Below are 15,889 nucleotides of genomic sequence, written 5' to 3' on the forward strand. Positions count from 1 at the left end.
TTGACAAAGAGTTATATGAATCTTGATGTGACATATCAATTTGCTGTGGAAATGTTGAAAAACAAAGAACCTCAGGAAATAGCCAGAAATGCTGCGGTAGAATATTACCCCGAAACTAGTGAGTTTTCGGTTAAATATCTTGGTGGAACTTTTTTGGTTTCATTTAATGACGGAACAGTAGAACCTGTAGAAGAAATTAAGGTTTCCCTTACTGAAAAGATACTCATTTTGCATTATCTAAACACTGCAAACGGGGCTCCGCTGCAGGGCAAATTCATCTCTTTTAAGGAATTGCCTGATGGAGCAATTTATATTGAACCTTTTACACGAAGAACAATAAAACCAATGTTGAAACTGTTTGCTGAAAGGCAGGAAGAGTTTGTCGAACTTGCAAAGACTATTGGAGCTGAAATACAAGACCTTGGCGATACCAGTGTTACTATATACCCTTTTCCAAAAGTACCCATTACATATGTTATCTGGTCGGGTGATGATGAATTTCCGGCTTCGGGAAATATTCTTTTTGACGCATCTGCGCCTTTTTACCTGCCAACCGAAGACTATGCCCTTGTCTCAGGATTAGTTATCTATCAACTAGGCAGCCTTTTGCAGAATAGTAAATAATTTGGCGATGTGTACTTCTCTTATTTCAACAAGTTTCAGGACACCTCCGGTGTAAAATAATACCGGAGGTGAATGTTTTTATGGGCCGCGTTTTTTGTTTTATGATATTCCTTATTGTTTTTGGAGTGGCAATTGACACTGATGCGCCTGATTGGGATGAGGTTGTAAAGATTTGTGATTCACAGTATGCCCAACGACAAGTAGAACTAACTGCACCCGGAGTGAAAGTGGGCCAATCTGTGAAAGAGGGATGGGTTTATTATAACCTGGGTAAATATGATATGGCTAAGAATATAATGCAAGGCGTCTTTGAAAAGGATAAGAACTTGTCCGCACTTTACTGCTTGGGGAAAATCAGTCTGAATGAAGGAAACTATGAGTCCGCGGCAGAAACACTGCGGGATGTCCTTGACGTGTCACCACATCATGTGCCTTCTTTATTAAATATTGGTAAGGCTTATTATTTTTCCGGCAGGTATCATTTAGCAGAACAATATTTTGACCAGGTTTTGCAGTTGGAACCTGATAATTGGGAAGCAGCATCTTGGATTGCTAAGACGGGTTCCAGAGCAGGAATTTGAGCTTGAAATGTGGAAACTTATATACATAATGAAATGCAGACAATATATCGAGTAAGAGGAGCAATTACTGTGATGACTAGAAATATCGATAGAAATATCGATTGGTATGTATTGGTTTCAGTGTTGATTATGCTTGGAATCGGGATAATAATGGTGTTAAGTGCCAGTTCACCCACTACTGTGACTGGAGCAAGCAGGGATGGGTTTTTGTTTTTCCGGAAACAGCTTACATGGGTGGGAATTGGCCTTTTTGGAATGCTGGTAATGTCAAGATATAATTACCGTAAACTGCATAATCTGGTTATTCCCGCAGCTATATTGACTATAATTCTGCTTTTAGCTGTTTTTGCATTTGAACCTAAAAAAGGGGCTTATAGCTGGATTAGTATCGGTAGTTTTCAGTTTCAGCCTTCGGAGCTCGTTAAACTTTGTCTTATTTTGATGCTGGCAAAGGTCATTAGTGTTAAGCATAATAAAATGAGGGACTCTTTTATGGAAGGCCTGCTTCCTTCGTTGATACTTATCGGTGTTGTGTGGGGGCTTGTAGTGATTGAGCCCGACCTCGGAACAGCAATGGTAATTGGAATAACTTCGTTTATAATGCTTTATGCCGGTGGAGCAAACTGGAAACATCTCACCGGAGTTGCTATATTAGGCTTTGTTGTTGCATTAGCTGCTGTGTTTATCGAAGAATACCGGTTGGACAGATTTTATGCATTCTTATATCCTTTTGAAGACCCTCTGGGAAAGAGTTATCAAATAGTACAGTCATTATATGCAATAGGGTCGGGAGGATTTTGGGGTGTGGGGCTTGGACAATCCATGCAGAAGTTCGGACATATTCCGGAACAGCATACAGATTTTATTTTTAGCGTATTGTCAGAAGAACTTGGGTTTATAGGTGCGGTTTTCGTAATTATACTTTTCGTTATGTTTGCTTCCAGGGGGTACCGGATCGCAAGCAGTTGCAGGGACAACTTTGGCAGCATGCTGGCCTGTGGAATTACTACAATGATTATTGTAGAAGCTGTAATCAATATTGCAGTGGTTACTTCTTCTATGCCGGTTACCGGTATAACCCTGCCATTTATAAGCTATGGTGGTTCTTCGCTAATTTTTAAAATGATTGCTGTCGGAGTTCTGCTGAATATTTCAAAATACTCGCAAAAACAACAAAGGACCATAGGCGAATAAATGGATATTAAAAAAGCTGAAACCAATTATAAACTGGTCAGCCTTATCGCAGCTGATAGGGTGTTGTATCCTCAGGCTTATAAAACAATTGCCAAATCCGGCAGTTGGTCTTTAGCTGAGGTTGTTCAGAGAAACGAGGGATTAATACGTTCCTTTTTTGATTTTTTAGCAGATATTTCGGATAATGCTGAATATTTCTCTGAGACTGCTGCTCTGATTAAAGATTCTACCTCTTCCATATCACCAGGTCAGCTTTTGCATGTTCCAGGGCAGGCTTTTGAAGCATTAATTAGTTTGAATTACAGTAATAGCAAAAATACAGTTAAAAAAAATACAGGGGCATATTATACCCCTCAATATATTGTGAAACATATGGTTTCTCGCTGTGCTGCCAAAATTGCCGGTAAGTCGGAAAACAAAACCATTACCAAGGGATTCAATGTTATTGACCCAGCTTGTGGCGGCGCTTCATTTCTCATTGAACTTTTTGAGTGCCTTATTGGTTATGGGTATCCTCCCGAACAGGCTTTGGAGGCTGTTTACGGGACAGATATTAATCCGGATGCTGTAAAATTATGTATTTTTATTATGACTGTTTTATATGTGTCAAAGCTGTCTGAATATAAACATAGGAATGTTTCGGATTTTGCCGAAGCCAAAAAAATGAGCGAAAAGAATATCAAAGCTGTTAACACCCTTACTGCTGATTGGGAGAGTTTGTATCCTAATCTGTTTAACCCCAATACTCCTGCCGACATAAGGGGGTTTAATCTTGTTATAGGCAATCCTCCTTATGTTTCCAATAAGCTAATACCACCGGATGAAAAGGAACATTACCGTGAAAAATACCGGTCTGCATCCGGGCAGTTCGACCTCAGTGTTCCGTTTATTGAAGAAGGGGTTAAATTACTAGGAAATGAAGGAATCCTTAGTTATATTACATCTAATAAATTCTTAGCAGCGGAATATGGCCGGAATTTGCGTCAATTGCTCCTAGAGGATTATCATCTAACCGAAATTATCGATATTTCAACACTTAATGATTTTGGTGGCACTGCAGCTTATCCTGTTATTCTAACAATAAGTAATTCTCGGAAGAAACCTATTTCAGAGAATTTCTTAAATATTATTAAACTGTCCGATTGGAACAAGGTAAATAGTTGTGAACCTATCATTGTCAGGCAGGATTTCTTTCGAAAGCGTGAGGAACATATCCTAACAACAGAACTTACTGAAGAGACATTACCATTAATAGCAAAACTTGATTCTGTAAAAGGGCGTATTTCCCGCAAACGGATATTATGCGGGCTTGCTGTTGCCGGTTTTGGAAAATGGGTGATTGAGGAGGTCCCAACTGAAATCCAAGAGAGTCCTCAGAGCCCGTATCTGCCTTTCGTACAGGCAGGTGATATTAAGCCATACCATGTTAAACCGGGGGCATGGATTAACAGCAATAAAATAAAATATGCGAATATGGGAAAAATAAAAATACCCAAATTGGTTATTCCAGGTATTGCGCTGAAACTTACCGCAGCTGTGGACTACTCTGGGAGTATGTTGGGCAGGGTGTATTATATTACTAATGAGGATTTATTTAATGATTTAAGATATCTGGCTGTCCTCTTTAACTCATATTTGCTTAATTTCTTCTACAGGATAGTTTATTGGCCTGTCCACCTGGCAAATAACTACCTTCGTTTTAACAGTGGTTACATTTCTGGAATTCCTGTTCAGGATATGACCGGTGTTCCTCGGGATTTGGTGCATGATATTATCAAAACGGGGGAAGTTCTTGAAACCAGGGGGAATGGAACAAAGGAATGGAAAGATGCCAAAACCAGGGCAGAAGCCCTGGTATTTAAGCTGTATTGTTTTAACACCGCACAGGCTAAGACTGTTATGGATTTTATGCAAACTCCGGCTATGGAAATTGAGAGCATAATTGCTTATATGAAAAGGAATGATCAGGATTGAATGAAAAAACTGTTGACAGTAAAACCATATATGAGGGTAAAATTCTTAATCTGAGAGTAGATACAGTTACACTTCCAAATGGGAAGCCGGCGAAACGAGAAGTTGTGGTTCACCAAGGAGCGGTGGCTGTGGCTGCAGTTAACGAAAATGATGAAATTATCTTAATAAAACAGTTTCGTTATCCCGCTGGGAAAATCCTGTGGGAACTGCCGGCTGGCAAAATTGATTCCGGTGAAATCCCCCAAGAATGCGCGATAAGGGAATTGGCTGAAGAAACAGGTATGGGGGCCAGGGAATGGCAGCATATGGCAACATTTTACACCACCCCCGGTTTCAGTGATGAAATTATGCACGTTTATTTTGCTAGAAATCTATATCCTGATAGAAGGGAAATGGATGAGGATGAATTTCTTGAAATTCACCTGGTCCCATTTGAAAATGCGATAGAAATGATTAAAAGTGGAGAAATTGAAGATTCCAAGTCTATAGCCGGTATTTTGCTTGTTTCTCTAAAAACAAAACCTTAATAAGATAGGGGCAGATAAGCTCTAGTTGAATCCTGCTCTAGAGCTTATCTGCCCTTGATTTACTCTTCTAACTGTTTTAGGTCTTTTAATAGGGATTGACTGTCTACACCATGAACTTGGGCAGCCTGCCCAACGGTTTCGTAAGCCACACCGCCTCAGCCAAGGCATTTGAGACCATATTTGGCAAAAACCTTGATTGACTCGGGAAGCTTACGGATAATTTCAATGATAGGGGTATTTTCAGTTATCATTTTAACCAGCCTCCATTTCATCATAATTTTATTTTTTTAATATATTTGAATTATTTTACCAGGAGGCGTAAAATCCTCCTGGAGGTGCACAATTTTTGTTTTCAACGTTCAGGAGTATAACTTTCTGCCATGGCTTTTTCAGCCCTTTCAATAGCCAAGCGGACCAGATTGCCACAGTTTCTCGAGGATACTTCACCCCAACCATTCTTTTGAACAGTTTCGAGAACACCCAGTTCTTCTGCCAGTTCATATTTTAGGGCATCAGACATGATTCCGCGCCTTCCTGACATTAAAGTCCTCCTTTATATTTTAGCACCTTTTATATTTTTTGTTTATAATAAATTTTTATACTATTAGCGTGAAAAACACAGGTATAAAAATTTACAGCAGTGTTAATAATAAGGTTCAATGATTATTACTATATTTTTTAAAGGGGTGTTGGCATGAATAACAAGTTAAACGAAATGAAAATTTCCGATCTAAGCGACCAGGAAATAAAGTCCTTAGAAAAGTTCGAAAAGGATATGAATCAGATGCATAATGGATCAGAAGTTTACGTTATTGCATTGGAAAAGTGAATTAGTAGGGCCTCAGACAAAAGGCATGCTGAGCATAATCAGCATGCCTTTTATTAAGTTTTCCTAAGCCCATATGTAAGATAAGGCTCTATTACCATTTTGCCGTTAACCAGACGCGCTATTTCAGGATAAAGGGTTAACTGTTGGTTTTCTGGGGAGCGGCTGATAGTTGATCCAATCCTTAACTGAACAGGTTTCAAGCGAAATGCCATGATTGAACAATCTTGATTCCCACCTGCACCTGCATGAGCAATTCCCCTCAAACTGCCCCAGATTACAATATTACCTGAAGCTGTAACCTCAGACCCAGGATTAACATCACCCATAATGATAATATTACCGTCATAGGAAAGTTTCTGTCCCGACCTCAAATTATGGTTGATCAGAAGGCTTGGCTCTTGATCTGCCCTGGTAAGGCCGGATGCAGGAAGAGAAGACGAGGCTTCCTTCATTAGAGGTTTTATATCATCAGCCAAGGAAATGGCTGACTCGTTATTTGCCTGTTCAATGATTTCCTTATGTTCCGGCGCAGCTGGCCACGAAATATGTCTGTCAGGTATCAAGCCGCCTTCAGAACAAATATTTTCCAGTTCTTTGATCATTTCTTCTGTGAGGCATTTGTCAACCGGATAATGAAAAGTAATTTTGGCTCCTTTAAAAAAACCTCTTGAATCTTCTATTTTCAATTTTAGTGTATTCTTAATTTCGGTGAAGTCATGTTTTGTGTTAATAAGGGCAACAAGCCCGCCGCGCGTTCCTTTTATTTTAATTATGTCACCGGTCATAAAACATCAGTCCCTTTACATTAATTTTATTCAGCAGCTCTGTCTTAAAAAATTCGACCTGGTATGTCTTTTTCCTCCAATAAGTTATATTTTGACTCTAAAGTTTTTTTTGTTTTAACACGATAAAAGATACAAATCAAATAATCGGTTCATGGATGAACCGTTACCAATCCACGGAAGGAGGCTCTAAAATGCTCAGTTTAAATCTGGCGGCATTAGAGAAAAACCAGGATCAAGGAATCAAGTTAAAATATGGACTATTGAGACTTGTTTTTCTAACTGGTATTTTGGCAACAATATTGCAAAAATAAAACAGGCTTGTGCCTGTTTTATTTTTGACAATATCTTTCATATTCCTTTTCCAAATCCGGATTAAAAAGATGAGATTTGTTACGCCCATTATTTTTAGCCCAATAAAGAGCAAGGTCGGTCTGCCGAATAAAGATGTTTTTGCTGATACCGGCAAGAAAACCTGAGACTCCAATACTCACAGTAATGGGGTTCTTAAATATATTTCTCCTGTCATTAGTGGTTGTTTTTTCAATTGTGATTCTAATCCTCTCAGCAATCTTTAGGGCAACTTGACATTCGCACCTAGGGAAAATAACGACAAACTCTTCGCCGCCATAGCGGCATACAGAATCTATAGATCTTAGATTTCGTTTAAGTAAGTTTGCCAGTTCCCTGAGTACTTTATCACCGTATAAATGACCCCAGGTATCGTTAACATGCTTAAAATGATCAATATCAAGAATCATCAGTGATAATGGCTCGTTGTTTTCTTCCGCAATAGATATCTCCTCATCGAGTTTTTGATGAAAATAGCGGAAATTGTATAGTCCTGTACACTGATCCATAATCGCCTGTTCCCGCATGGAGCCAAACATTTGGGCATTGCTAATAGCAATAGATGCCTGACTGGCAAGGGCATAAACGAGAGAAATTTTCTCGTCAGTAAGGGGTTTGTCTTTGTACATTGAATGGATATTTAAGAAACCAATAACTTTGTTTCTCGAAACCAGGGGAACGGAATGAAGAAGAGGGAAAACACCTATATCACCGTCAAAGAACCTGGGTTTTTTATCTATAGTTATGTCATAGAAGAATCCTTCATTCAGCTTTGCATAATAAATATAAAAATTTTCTATATCTTTGGTAGACAGACCATAACTTTCTGCTATTCGAAGCGTATTGTCGGTTTCATTAATCAGGAGTATCGATACTCCCTGGGTATTTACAAGGGTGGTCAGGACCTGTAATATAAGAGAGAGGATTTCTTGCAGCTCGAATGTTGAAGTTATTGCTGTGTTTATTTCACGTAAAAGTCTACTTTCAAATTCTGTTCTTTCTATTTGTGATATTAATTCAGCATTATTTAACTGAGTATCTTCCAGCTTTTTTCTTAGCGTAAGCGCTTTTTGCCGCAGTGAAAATCCCGGTTTATATTTTTTTCCTGACATTGGAGAATTATTTCCGTCTGCCATATGAAAATAACCCCTTTCACTTATGATGCAAGCTTATTTAACAAGTATTATTCTATGCAAGATTCTCCAAAACCTCTAACTATTGATTTAATAATAAGGGAAAAATGGAAACAATGAGGAAAAAAATCAGTGATAGCCTAAACAATAAATTTATAGTACGTGCCGACTATTATGGAGATATCCCTTCAAATCAAAAGGGGTCTTTTTGGGTTCCTCAAAGCAAGGGAATGCTATGCTTCTCAAATGAACAAATTCTTTATCGGGAACGAACTTTGGATGACTGGTCTCTGGAACTTGATTTTAAAAAAATTATTAAGGTAAGAATGATTTCCCTGAATCCAAGCAAAAACATGTGGGCTTCAAGGTGTAAGGGTAATCCATTCTATTTTCTTTTCTGGAACCCGCTGTGGAACAGGTATCTTCTTAATGTTACATATTATGGCAACACTGATCGGCCACGGGAATTGTTTTTTAAGCTAAAAACAGGAAAAATAACTTTAGAAGCTGTTGGAATTCTTAAAAAAATGATTGAAGCGGGGGTTTCCCGGAGTGAGTAATACCATTCTTGTTGTTGATGATGACCAAAATATTTGTGAACTGATCAAGATGTACCTTGAAGATGATTTTAATGTTGAAATCGCAAATGATGGCCGGGACATCCAGGGAAAATTAAGAAACACAAGTCCAATTCTGGTGATTCTGGATGTTATGCTTCCAGTTAAAAATGGTTGGGAATTATGTCGAGAAATAAGGAAGGAATGGGATATACCAATAATAATGTTAACGGCAAAGGGAGATGAGACTGATAAAGTGCTAGGCCTTGAATTGGGAGCAGATGATTATATAACTAAACCTTTTAGTCCCCGGGAATTGACGGCAAGGGTAAAAGCAGTTCTTAGAAGAAGTAGTTCCGGGGGTGGTAATGCTCAGATAATTCGGTTTCCCGGTCTTGTTTTGGATATTGAGAGCCGCCGGGTAAAAGTTAACGGGGAGCCGGTTGAACTTACTCCAAAAGAATTTGAGTTACTCTTTCTGATGGCTTCCAACTCGGGCAGGGTATTTTCAAGAGAAAGTCTTCTTGAAAAAATCTGGGGATATGATTTTGACGGGGACACCCGGGCAGTTGATTCCCAAATTAAGAGATTGCGCAAAAAGCTGGAAATACTGCCGGATAATCATTCATATATACACACTGTGTGGGGAATAGGATACAAATTTGAGGTGCAGCCATGATTAAAAACCGGTTATTTGTCAAGATCCTGGCGACTTATCTATGTATTATTATTTCTACACTGGCAATGCTGGGGGTCTTGCTGTCTTTTCTGTTAAATAACTATTTTATATATAACAAACAAATGGAAATGATGGTAAAGGCAAATGATATTACCAAACTGGTAAAGCCATTCCTGGCAAATAAAAGGGATCCTGGAGAGCTTATTGGGTTGTTGAATTTTGCTGACAGTAACCTGGGTACTGAAATATGGGTTATTGACTCTAAGGGATTTGTCATTGCTGCTGCTGCCAACCAAAAAGCACATGAAGGCGACCTGCTTAATGCTGAAGACCTCTTGGCAATGCAGCAGGGGAAAGTCATTACTAGGAAGGGAAAGTCCCAGCTTTATGATGAAACAGTACTTTGGGTCATTAATCCGATTGAGGAAAACAATCGGATTATTGGCGGTATAATTGTGTATGCCCCCATTATTGGGATTGCTTTAACAATGATTAAGGTGAGAAACTTATTTATTTATTCTGCGGCTGTTTCTATTGTATTTTCTACCATAGTTGTTTATTTTCTTTCCAAGTATGTTACCGGGCCGCTGCATAAAATGAATAGTGTAGCTAAACAGCTTGCATCAGGAAATTTTGCGGAACGTGTTTCCGTGAAACAGGGAGATGAAATCGGAGACCTTGGAATGGCGTTTAACCATATGGCATCCGAGATTGAAAAAAGCGAGAAAGTGAGACGTGATTTTCTTGCAGACGTATCCCATGAACTAAGAAGTCCGCTGACGATTATACAGGGTTTTATTGAGGCAATGATAGACGGGAAAGATACAACTCCTGAAAAGAGGAAAAAATACCTCGGGATTCTCCATGACGAAAGTCTTAGGTTAGGAAGATTAGTTAATGAACTCCTGGATTTGTCAAAAATGGAGTCCGGAACCATGGATTTCATCAAGGAACCTATAGATATTGCTAAGATTGTTTGTGATACAGCAATCAAGGTAAGGGCAGCGATTAATGATAAGGAAATAAAAGTATATCCGGACTATACGGGTGTCAGTATAATAGTCCTGGGAAACAGGGATAGGCTGGAACAAGTAATGACTAACCTGTTGGATAATGCCTTCAGGTTTGCACCCTCTGGTTCAGAGATAGGTATCAGTCTGTCTGAAAGCGAAGCAGATATCACAGTTACAGTTCGGGACGAAGGAAAAGGAATTCCCGAAGAGGAGCTTCCGTATATATGGGAGAGATTTTATAAAGTTGATAAAGCACGCAATCGTGCTCAAAGTGGTACTGGACTGGGGCTAGCAATAGTCAAACATATAGTTCAGAGTTTGGGGGGAAGAGTGTTTGTCTCAAGCAGCATTGGCAGTGGGACAGAAATTGGGTTTGTCCTGCCAAAAGCCAATAATGGCACAAAGCAGTGTTGAAAAAACTGTTTTTATATATGGTCAAAAAAAATGTAGCTATAATTGGTGAATTTTAGTAAAATTTATATATATTAATTGATATGGAGCTGCTGAATATGAGAAAAAAGACAAATCTGCTTCCAAGGCGCTACTTTCGCATACCATTTGAACGCCCGGTGGATTTTACTATTCTTAAATACAAGCGTCGTTATATAACTCATTTAAGCACCAAATACGGTCCTGCCAAAGGCAATGACTTGGGTGAGGATGGAATGAGCTTCGTATCTCAGTACAGTCTTCCGGAAGATATTGTGGTTAGGGTTGTTTTTGAGCTTCCGGGATTAGGTGAACAGAGTATCCTAGCCAAGGTAATCCGTAACAGGCAGGTGGATTCAGGATATTTAACTGCAGTTCAATTTTTAAATCTTCATGGAGCTAGAAAGGATAAGCTGAGAAATTATATTGCCGATGAGACTAAAAAAGGCTACCAGTTCCTTCAGTATTTTTAGATTATTCGCTTTAAAGTATATATTACCATTAAGGGGAAATGGAATGCGGATGTTGAGTAAAAAGAAATGTAATGTAAATAATATTTTTGTATATGACACTCTTTGGAGATTGTTTTCAGATAACAGCTTGATAATCCCGGAGGAAAGCACATGAAAGTTGCTGCTGAATGCATACCTTGTTACCTAAATCAAATTTTAAACGCAATGGAAAAAGGAAGGTTTCCGTCAGAAAAGCGAGCTGAAGTTTTAATTGAGCTGCTTGCAGATGTGGCTGCTTTGGATAGGGAAAAGACTCCCGCTGAGAATTCCTCAGTTATATTGCATAGACTTGTACAAAAAATGGGAGGAATCGACCCTTTTAAAAATGCTAAAAAAGAATCCAATGAAATTGCTTTGGAATATTATCCAAAGCTTCGTAAGGATGTACTTGAATCAGCCGATCCACTTAAACAAGCAATTAGTTTTGCTGTAGCTGGTAATGTTGTCGACCTTGGAATATTTGCTGATTATGATTTGGGTGCTGCTATTTCAGAAGTGATGGCTATTGGGTTTAAAATAGATGATTATGACTGTTTTAGCAAAATAGTGGCAAGGGCGGAAAAGATTCTTATAATTGGTGATAATAGTGGGGAAATTGTTTTTGACATGTTGCTGGCAGAAATTTTGGTGCAAAGGAAGCTTGATGTTTATTACGGTGTCAAGGATTCATTTGTATTGAATGATGCTACTCATGAGGATGCCAGACAAGTTGGGATGGACAGGATATGTCAGGTTATTACTAATGGCAATAACTTTCTTGGTACCATTCCAGAAAAGTGCTGCCGGAACTTTATTGAATTAATGACTAAATGTGACTTGATAATAAGTAAGGGACAAGCTAATTTCGAGTCATTGGAAGGGACACAACTGGCAGGTGATAAGACTTTTTTTCTGTTAAAGGCTAAATGTAAAGTTGTGGCTGAAAAACTTAGTGTTAATTATGGTGAACTTGTTTTTGCCAGGAACAAAGTAAGAGAGGATTCAGTTACCTGAAAATTTGAACAATCTTGATAAATAGAGCGGTTAAGCCGGCTGCCATTAGGGGACCTGTTGGAATCCCCTTTAATATAACTATTCCGATAATCCCTCCAACAACAATGCCAACCATAAGCTCAGGGTCTAATTTCAGCATGTTCAAACCCTGTCCATTCATATAAGCTGCCAGTGCACCGCCCATAATTGCCGCCACCCCGGTAATACTTGTAAAGCTTCCGAAAATTTCTTCAGGAGAGACCTTCCCTGTGGCAAAGGGAACCAGCACCGAAATCATTAAAAACATAAGACCTAGTTCAAGGCTGCGTCTTTCGAGAAGGGGAAACAGCGAATACATTCGAGTTAGTTTAATTACCAGCAGGATACATGAAGATGCGGCCATTATACTGGATTTACCCAGTATCCCCAATATTATCAGTGATAAAAGAATAGCCTCACCCCACATGTACTAGAACCTCCCCGGCAACAATAGTATCATTTAAATTTATGCCAATAATTAAGTGATAGTACAAATTAGGGCCGGTATCATACCACTTGTTTTTTTTATTTCACTGTTGCGGGTCATTATGTAAGGCTATCGGCTGGGTTAATCTGATTATATTGTTCTTATAAATTGGTACCACCCGAAATTTATTTTCTTGCAGACAATAATAAATATCATCAATATATCCAAGGTTCTGAAGGTTAATTCCACTTCTGGTTGATAATAAAACCTGTTTTAGGTTGCTTTTAAAATAGAGATAGAGGTAATAAAAAGTTTTGGCTAGTTCAGCGAATCTTATCTCAGGCATTTGTTTCTTAAGTACAGATACATGGTATCCCGCAGCCAGCACATCTTCTAGTGCTATCTTGCCTTCGGATCCGGCACAAACAATGATAATATCTTTTTGATATCCTAGAGCACGTGAACACACAGCATCGACATTTAAAAAGCTTCCTATAAGCACCTGTTTTGCAGGTTTGCAGTATTTAATGGCTTTAGTCCCGTTTGTAGTTGTAAGAATTATTATTTTATCTTTTACCAGCGGTTCTTGAAATTCCAGCGGGGAGTTACCATTCTTGAAGTTTTTGCATTTTAGCCCCCGTATTTCCCCGGCAACCAGGATGTTTTTCTGATGTTTCTTTTCCAGTATGCTTTTCGCTTCCTGCAGGGTCACAGCAGGGATAATCTCGGCACACCCATTTGCTAGTGCGGTTACAATAGTGCTGCTGCACCTGAAGATGTCCAAAACTATAACGGTTTTACCATATATCTTTTGTGCCTTTACCTCCTTAAGAGTTGGAATAATATCAACATTCATAACGTTTCACACTATGGCCAAAGATGTTTCTTTGCACAAGATATCCTTTAAAGTATCACTTCGCAGACCGACCCGCAAGGATTCAAGAGCTATAACATCCGCCGGAGGTATGTTTCCGAGGTTTACATTGGGTCCAAAAACTTTGATAAGTTCATGCTGCTGATTTTTCAGCGGAGCCTCCCAAATAATTTTAGCAGAATCCCCAAGCCCTTGGATGAGATTAATGAAAAAACCATTTCGCATATCACCATTTTCGTTAAAGATACCGATTCCTTTTCCTGAATCTCTAGCTTCAAATATTACATAATCAGCTCCTGCATTTAGGTCATTGTGAACCTGGGACACCATTTCATCAATCTCAAGAGATTCCAAAGGTGATTTTTTGCCAACCTCACTAAGCACGGTAAATCCCATTTTTTTTGCCATAACTATTAATTCTGTTCTTTTATCAGGGGATAAACTGATTGTACCGTCTGAAACCTCAATAGCAGAGAACCCAAGGTCCCGGCATTTATCCAGAAACTCCGGGATTTTATCCTGGATTATAGCTATCTCCATAAATGTTCCCCCTGGATAGATTTGAATTCCACATGATCTGATGAAGGATACTTTTTCTCTGAGTATTTTGCCCGGATATAAGGCAGCAGTGCCAAAGGCCAATTTAATGTAGTCAACATATTCCCCTGCAACTGATAACAAATTTGCAGTTTCGGATAACCCCAAGCCCTTATCAATCACCATTGTAATACCATTTCCCCTTGGTTTAACCAACCTGGCGCTATTAGGAAATGCTATAGTGCCTTCCCATGTATTTACCAGACCAATACCGGCCACACATTTCAGCTCCTTTCTCTTCGCAGACGCTAAACATGTTACAGTTGTATTGTATTCACCGGGCTATTTTAAGGTTACGTTGAAAATGATGTTATTTCGGATTATTAGTTTTCCGGCACTTTGGCAGGCAGCGCAATGATACATAGTATCCCGACTGCCAAAGCTGCTCCTGCACCAGACCAAAACAGCACATACCTGCCAAACCCGTCAAGGATTCCGAAAAGCGGGGGGCCTGCAGCTACCCCGAAAAATCTTATTCCTCCATAGAGTGATGTTATCATACCCCGCTGCTCTGAGGATGATGAACTAGTAATCAGTGTGTTCAAACAGGGAAGTATGAGTCCTACTCCAATTCCGGCAACTGACATTACAACAATGTTTATCCAAGGGTTTTGAAAAAAAGGCAATAAACCAAATGAAAAAGTAATAATGCTTAAACCGCTTATAATAAGTATTTTCATTAGGAGAACCTTTTTTTTGATAAGACTTCCTGCAGCAAGTGATACGGCACTCATTACCAGTACCGGTACAGCAAGGGCAACCCCTTTTTTTACCCCAAACAACTTTAGAGATGCTTCAAGATAGTCAGATAAAAAAAACAGCAGACCAAAAAGCAGTAATAAGGAGAGCAAACCGGTAATGAAGGATGTAATCAAAAATGCTGCCTTATTTTTGAACAATGATATTATTGAATTAAAATACTGCATGATACTTTGCTTGTTTCTACTCATTTCAGGTTCATTTACCAAAAACCATACTGCAATAGCTGTGGGAACAGTAAGGACGGGAAATATAAAAAAAGTTCCGAACCAGGCAATAATTGCAACAAGTGAACCCAGAATTGGGCTGACAACCTTTCCTAGGCCATTAGCTGCTTCGATGTAGCCCAAGGCCTTGCTTCTTTCTTTTGATATGAATATATCTCCGACCAAGGCCATGGTAACCGGTGCCGTTCCAGCGGCTCCGATGCCTTGAATAATCCTGCCGGTTATTATCAGCCAGTAACCCTTATCAAGATAAAGGGCGGCAATACCGGCGATCAGACCGCCTAATCCATATATAATCAGTGATGGGGCTATGATTTTTTTCCTCCCCAGGCGGTCTGAAAAAAAACCAGCAAAGGGAATTGTCAAGCCTGCCGGAATTGAAAACATAGAGATAACGAGACTGGTTTGAAAATGAGTAATTCCCAGTTGTTTTTGCATCTCCGGCAATACTGGAATTAACATCGAATTTCCAAGCACCATTATAAAAGGTACTGCAGCGAGAGATGTCAAGATCGTTATTGTTTTTGCATTCAAAATTTTCAGTTCTCCTTTCATCTGCAAGGTTATTTTCCCACAATAAAATTAAGATATGAACAAATAGTAAACAAATATTAAACAGGCTGTAAAATAAGACATTAAGCACCCAATTACGGTACAAAAAGAGTTATAATTTACGTATTGAATAGTTAGGAACTTAGATGCTTCCCTTCAGTGAAAGTATTGTTAAGTGAAGGGTTTTCTGTTTAAAATTATGAGAGGAGGGATAACAGGTAACTCAATTTGAAGCATAATTAATTTAGGGAGGGATT

General features: G+C 39.0%; 19 protein-coding genes. 11 read left to right on the forward strand and 8 right to left on the reverse strand.

Annotated elements, in window-relative coordinates:
* The 5 genes from ABFY19_RS06560 to ABFY19_RS06580 all read left to right on the forward strand — a co-directional run bounded on the left by ABFY19_RS06560 (position 1) and on the right by ABFY19_RS06580 (position 4,900).
* Positions 1–624, forward strand: a complete 624-nt coding sequence (locus ABFY19_RS06560; RefSeq protein ID WP_418792455.1) for a DUF3786 domain-containing protein — start codon at positions 1–3, stop codon at positions 622–624.
* Between the two features lie 80 nt (positions 625–704).
* Positions 705–1,205: a tetratricopeptide repeat protein gene (locus ABFY19_RS06565; RefSeq protein ID WP_418792456.1), complete on the forward strand. Its 501-nt coding sequence runs from the start codon at positions 705–707 to the stop codon at positions 1,203–1,205.
* Between the two features lie 9 nt (positions 1,206–1,214).
* Complete coding sequence (gene ftsW / locus ABFY19_RS06570; protein ID WP_418792457.1) at positions 1,215–2,399, forward strand: putative lipid II flippase FtsW; 1,185 nt, start codon at positions 1,215–1,217, stop codon at positions 2,397–2,399.
* Entirely contained in the window at positions 2,400–4,373 is a 1,974-nt protein-coding gene (locus ABFY19_RS06575) for an Eco57I restriction-modification methylase domain-containing protein (RefSeq protein WP_418792458.1), read from the forward strand.
* Complete coding sequence (locus tag ABFY19_RS06580; RefSeq protein ID WP_418792459.1) at positions 4,370–4,900, forward strand: NUDIX domain-containing protein; 531 nt, start codon at positions 4,370–4,372, stop codon at positions 4,898–4,900. Before ABFY19_RS06575 ends, ABFY19_RS06580 begins: the two co-directional genes overlap by 4 nt.
* Before the next feature lie 155 nt (positions 4,901–5,055).
* Here the strand turns inward: ABFY19_RS06580 and ABFY19_RS06585 are convergent, their stop codons facing one another.
* On the reverse strand, positions 5,056–5,151 hold the full coding sequence (locus tag ABFY19_RS06585) for a DUF1858 domain-containing protein (protein WP_418792460.1): 96 nt from the start codon (positions 5,149–5,151) through the stop codon (positions 5,056–5,058).
* A 101-nt stretch (positions 5,152–5,252) separates the two neighbouring features.
* Entirely contained in the window at positions 5,253–5,441 is a 189-nt protein-coding gene (locus ABFY19_RS06590; protein WP_418792461.1) for a small, acid-soluble spore protein, alpha/beta type, read from the reverse strand.
* Between the two features lie 153 nt (positions 5,442–5,594).
* On the opposite strand from ABFY19_RS06590, the gene ABFY19_RS06595 reads away from it, so the two are divergent.
* On the forward strand, positions 5,595–5,729 hold the full coding sequence (locus ABFY19_RS06595) for a hypothetical protein (protein WP_418792462.1): 135 nt from the start codon (positions 5,595–5,597) through the stop codon (positions 5,727–5,729).
* Between the two features lie 53 nt (positions 5,730–5,782).
* Here ABFY19_RS06595 and minC read toward each other — a convergent pair whose 3' ends face one another.
* Both minC and ABFY19_RS06605 read right to left on the reverse strand, forming a co-directional pair.
* Positions 5,783–6,514: a septum site-determining protein MinC gene (gene minC, locus ABFY19_RS06600; RefSeq protein WP_418792463.1), complete on the reverse strand. Its 732-nt coding sequence runs from the start codon at positions 6,512–6,514 to the stop codon at positions 5,783–5,785.
* A gap of 329 nt (positions 6,515–6,843) precedes the next feature.
* A complete protein-coding gene (locus ABFY19_RS06605; RefSeq protein WP_418792464.1) occupies positions 6,844–7,998 on the reverse strand; it encodes a sensor domain-containing diguanylate cyclase in 1,155 nt (384 codons plus the stop codon).
* 113 nt (positions 7,999–8,111) lie between these two features.
* Here ABFY19_RS06605 and ABFY19_RS06610 point away from each other — a divergent pair, with 113 nt between their 5' ends.
* From ABFY19_RS06610 to ABFY19_RS06630, 5 genes are all read left to right on the forward strand, one after another.
* A complete protein-coding gene (locus ABFY19_RS06610; protein ID WP_418792465.1) occupies positions 8,112–8,555 on the forward strand; it encodes a hypothetical protein in 444 nt (147 codons plus the stop codon).
* Positions 8,548–9,231: a response regulator transcription factor gene (locus ABFY19_RS06615; RefSeq protein WP_418792466.1), complete on the forward strand. Its 684-nt coding sequence runs from the start codon at positions 8,548–8,550 to the stop codon at positions 9,229–9,231. Before ABFY19_RS06610 ends, ABFY19_RS06615 begins: the two co-directional genes overlap by 8 nt.
* Positions 9,228–10,658 carry a sensor histidine kinase gene (locus ABFY19_RS06620; RefSeq protein WP_418792467.1) on the forward strand — a complete coding sequence of 477 codons (1,431 nt, stop codon included), beginning with the start codon at positions 9,228–9,230 and terminating at the stop codon, positions 10,656–10,658. The genes ABFY19_RS06615 and ABFY19_RS06620 overlap by 4 nt, the downstream gene beginning before the upstream one ends.
* Positions 10,659–10,753: 95 nt before the next feature.
* Entirely contained in the window at positions 10,754–11,146 is a 393-nt protein-coding gene (locus ABFY19_RS06625) for a PilZ domain-containing protein (protein WP_418792468.1), read from the forward strand.
* Positions 11,147–11,296: 150 nt separating this feature from the next.
* Complete coding sequence (locus tag ABFY19_RS06630; protein WP_418792469.1) at positions 11,297–12,178, forward strand: damage-control phosphatase ARMT1 family protein; 882 nt, start codon at positions 11,297–11,299, stop codon at positions 12,176–12,178.
* Here the strand turns inward: ABFY19_RS06630 and ABFY19_RS06635 are convergent.
* The 4 genes from ABFY19_RS06635 to ABFY19_RS06650 form a co-directional block, all read right to left on the reverse strand.
* Positions 12,171–12,623: a DUF441 domain-containing protein gene (locus tag ABFY19_RS06635; protein WP_418792470.1), complete on the reverse strand. Its 453-nt coding sequence runs from the start codon at positions 12,621–12,623 to the stop codon at positions 12,171–12,173. The genes ABFY19_RS06630 and ABFY19_RS06635 overlap by 8 nt on opposite strands.
* Positions 12,624–12,726: 103 nt before the next feature.
* The gene (locus ABFY19_RS06640; protein ID WP_418792471.1) at positions 12,727–13,479 is read right to left on the reverse strand and encodes a 2-phosphosulfolactate phosphatase; all 753 of its coding nucleotides are present in this window, start codon (positions 13,477–13,479) and stop codon (positions 12,727–12,729) included.
* A gap of 6 nt (positions 13,480–13,485) precedes the next feature.
* Positions 13,486–14,313: a phosphosulfolactate synthase gene (locus tag ABFY19_RS06645; RefSeq protein ID WP_418792472.1), complete on the reverse strand. Its 828-nt coding sequence runs from the start codon at positions 14,311–14,313 to the stop codon at positions 13,486–13,488.
* A 104-nt stretch (positions 14,314–14,417) separates the two neighbouring features.
* On the reverse strand, positions 14,418–15,614 hold the full coding sequence (locus ABFY19_RS06650; protein WP_418792473.1) for an MFS transporter: 1,197 nt from the start codon (positions 15,612–15,614) through the stop codon (positions 14,418–14,420).
* Positions 15,615–15,889: the final 275 nt, after the last annotated feature.

Source organism: Phosphitispora sp. TUW77, from assembly GCF_048453025.1.
Lineage (GTDB): Bacteria > Bacillota > Thermincolia > Thermincolales > UBA2595 > Phosphitispora.

Bases quoted from the DNA above. Each gene is read 5' to 3' on its own strand.
- ABFY19_RS06630 (WP_418792469.1), top strand. From the start codon at position 11,297: ATGAAAGTTGCTGCTGAATGCATACCTTGTTACCTAAATCAAATTTTA.
- ABFY19_RS06575 (WP_418792458.1), top strand. From the start codon at position 2,400: ATGGATATTAAAAAAGCTGAAACCAATTATAAACTGGTCAGCCTTATC.
- ABFY19_RS06635 (WP_418792470.1), bottom strand. From the start codon at position 12,623: ATGTGGGGTGAGGCTATTCTTTTATCACTGATAATATTGGGGATACTG.
- ABFY19_RS06620 (WP_418792467.1), top strand. From the start codon at position 9,228: ATGATTAAAAACCGGTTATTTGTCAAGATCCTGGCGACTTATCTATGT.
- ABFY19_RS06595 (WP_418792462.1), top strand. From the start codon at position 5,595: ATGAATAACAAGTTAAACGAAATGAAAATTTCCGATCTAAGCGACCAG.
- ABFY19_RS06640 (WP_418792471.1), bottom strand. From the start codon at position 13,479: ATGAATGTTGATATTATTCCAACTCTTAAGGAGGTAAAGGCACAAAAG.
- ABFY19_RS06625 (WP_418792468.1), top strand. From the start codon at position 10,754: ATGAGAAAAAAGACAAATCTGCTTCCAAGGCGCTACTTTCGCATACCA.
- ABFY19_RS06610 (WP_418792465.1), top strand. From the start codon at position 8,112: ATGAGGAAAAAAATCAGTGATAGCCTAAACAATAAATTTATAGTACGT.
- ABFY19_RS06605 (WP_418792464.1), bottom strand. From the start codon at position 7,998: ATGGCAGACGGAAATAATTCTCCAATGTCAGGAAAAAAATATAAACCG.
- ABFY19_RS06590 (WP_418792461.1), bottom strand. From the start codon at position 5,441: ATGTCAGGAAGGCGCGGAATCATGTCTGATGCCCTAAAATATGAACTG.
- minC (WP_418792463.1), bottom strand. From the start codon at position 6,514: ATGACCGGTGACATAATTAAAATAAAAGGAACGCGCGGCGGGCTTGTT.
- ABFY19_RS06565 (WP_418792456.1), top strand. From the start codon at position 705: ATGGGCCGCGTTTTTTGTTTTATGATATTCCTTATTGTTTTTGGAGTG.
- ABFY19_RS06585 (WP_418792460.1), bottom strand. From the start codon at position 5,151: ATGATAACTGAAAATACCCCTATCATTGAAATTATCCGTAAGCTTCCC.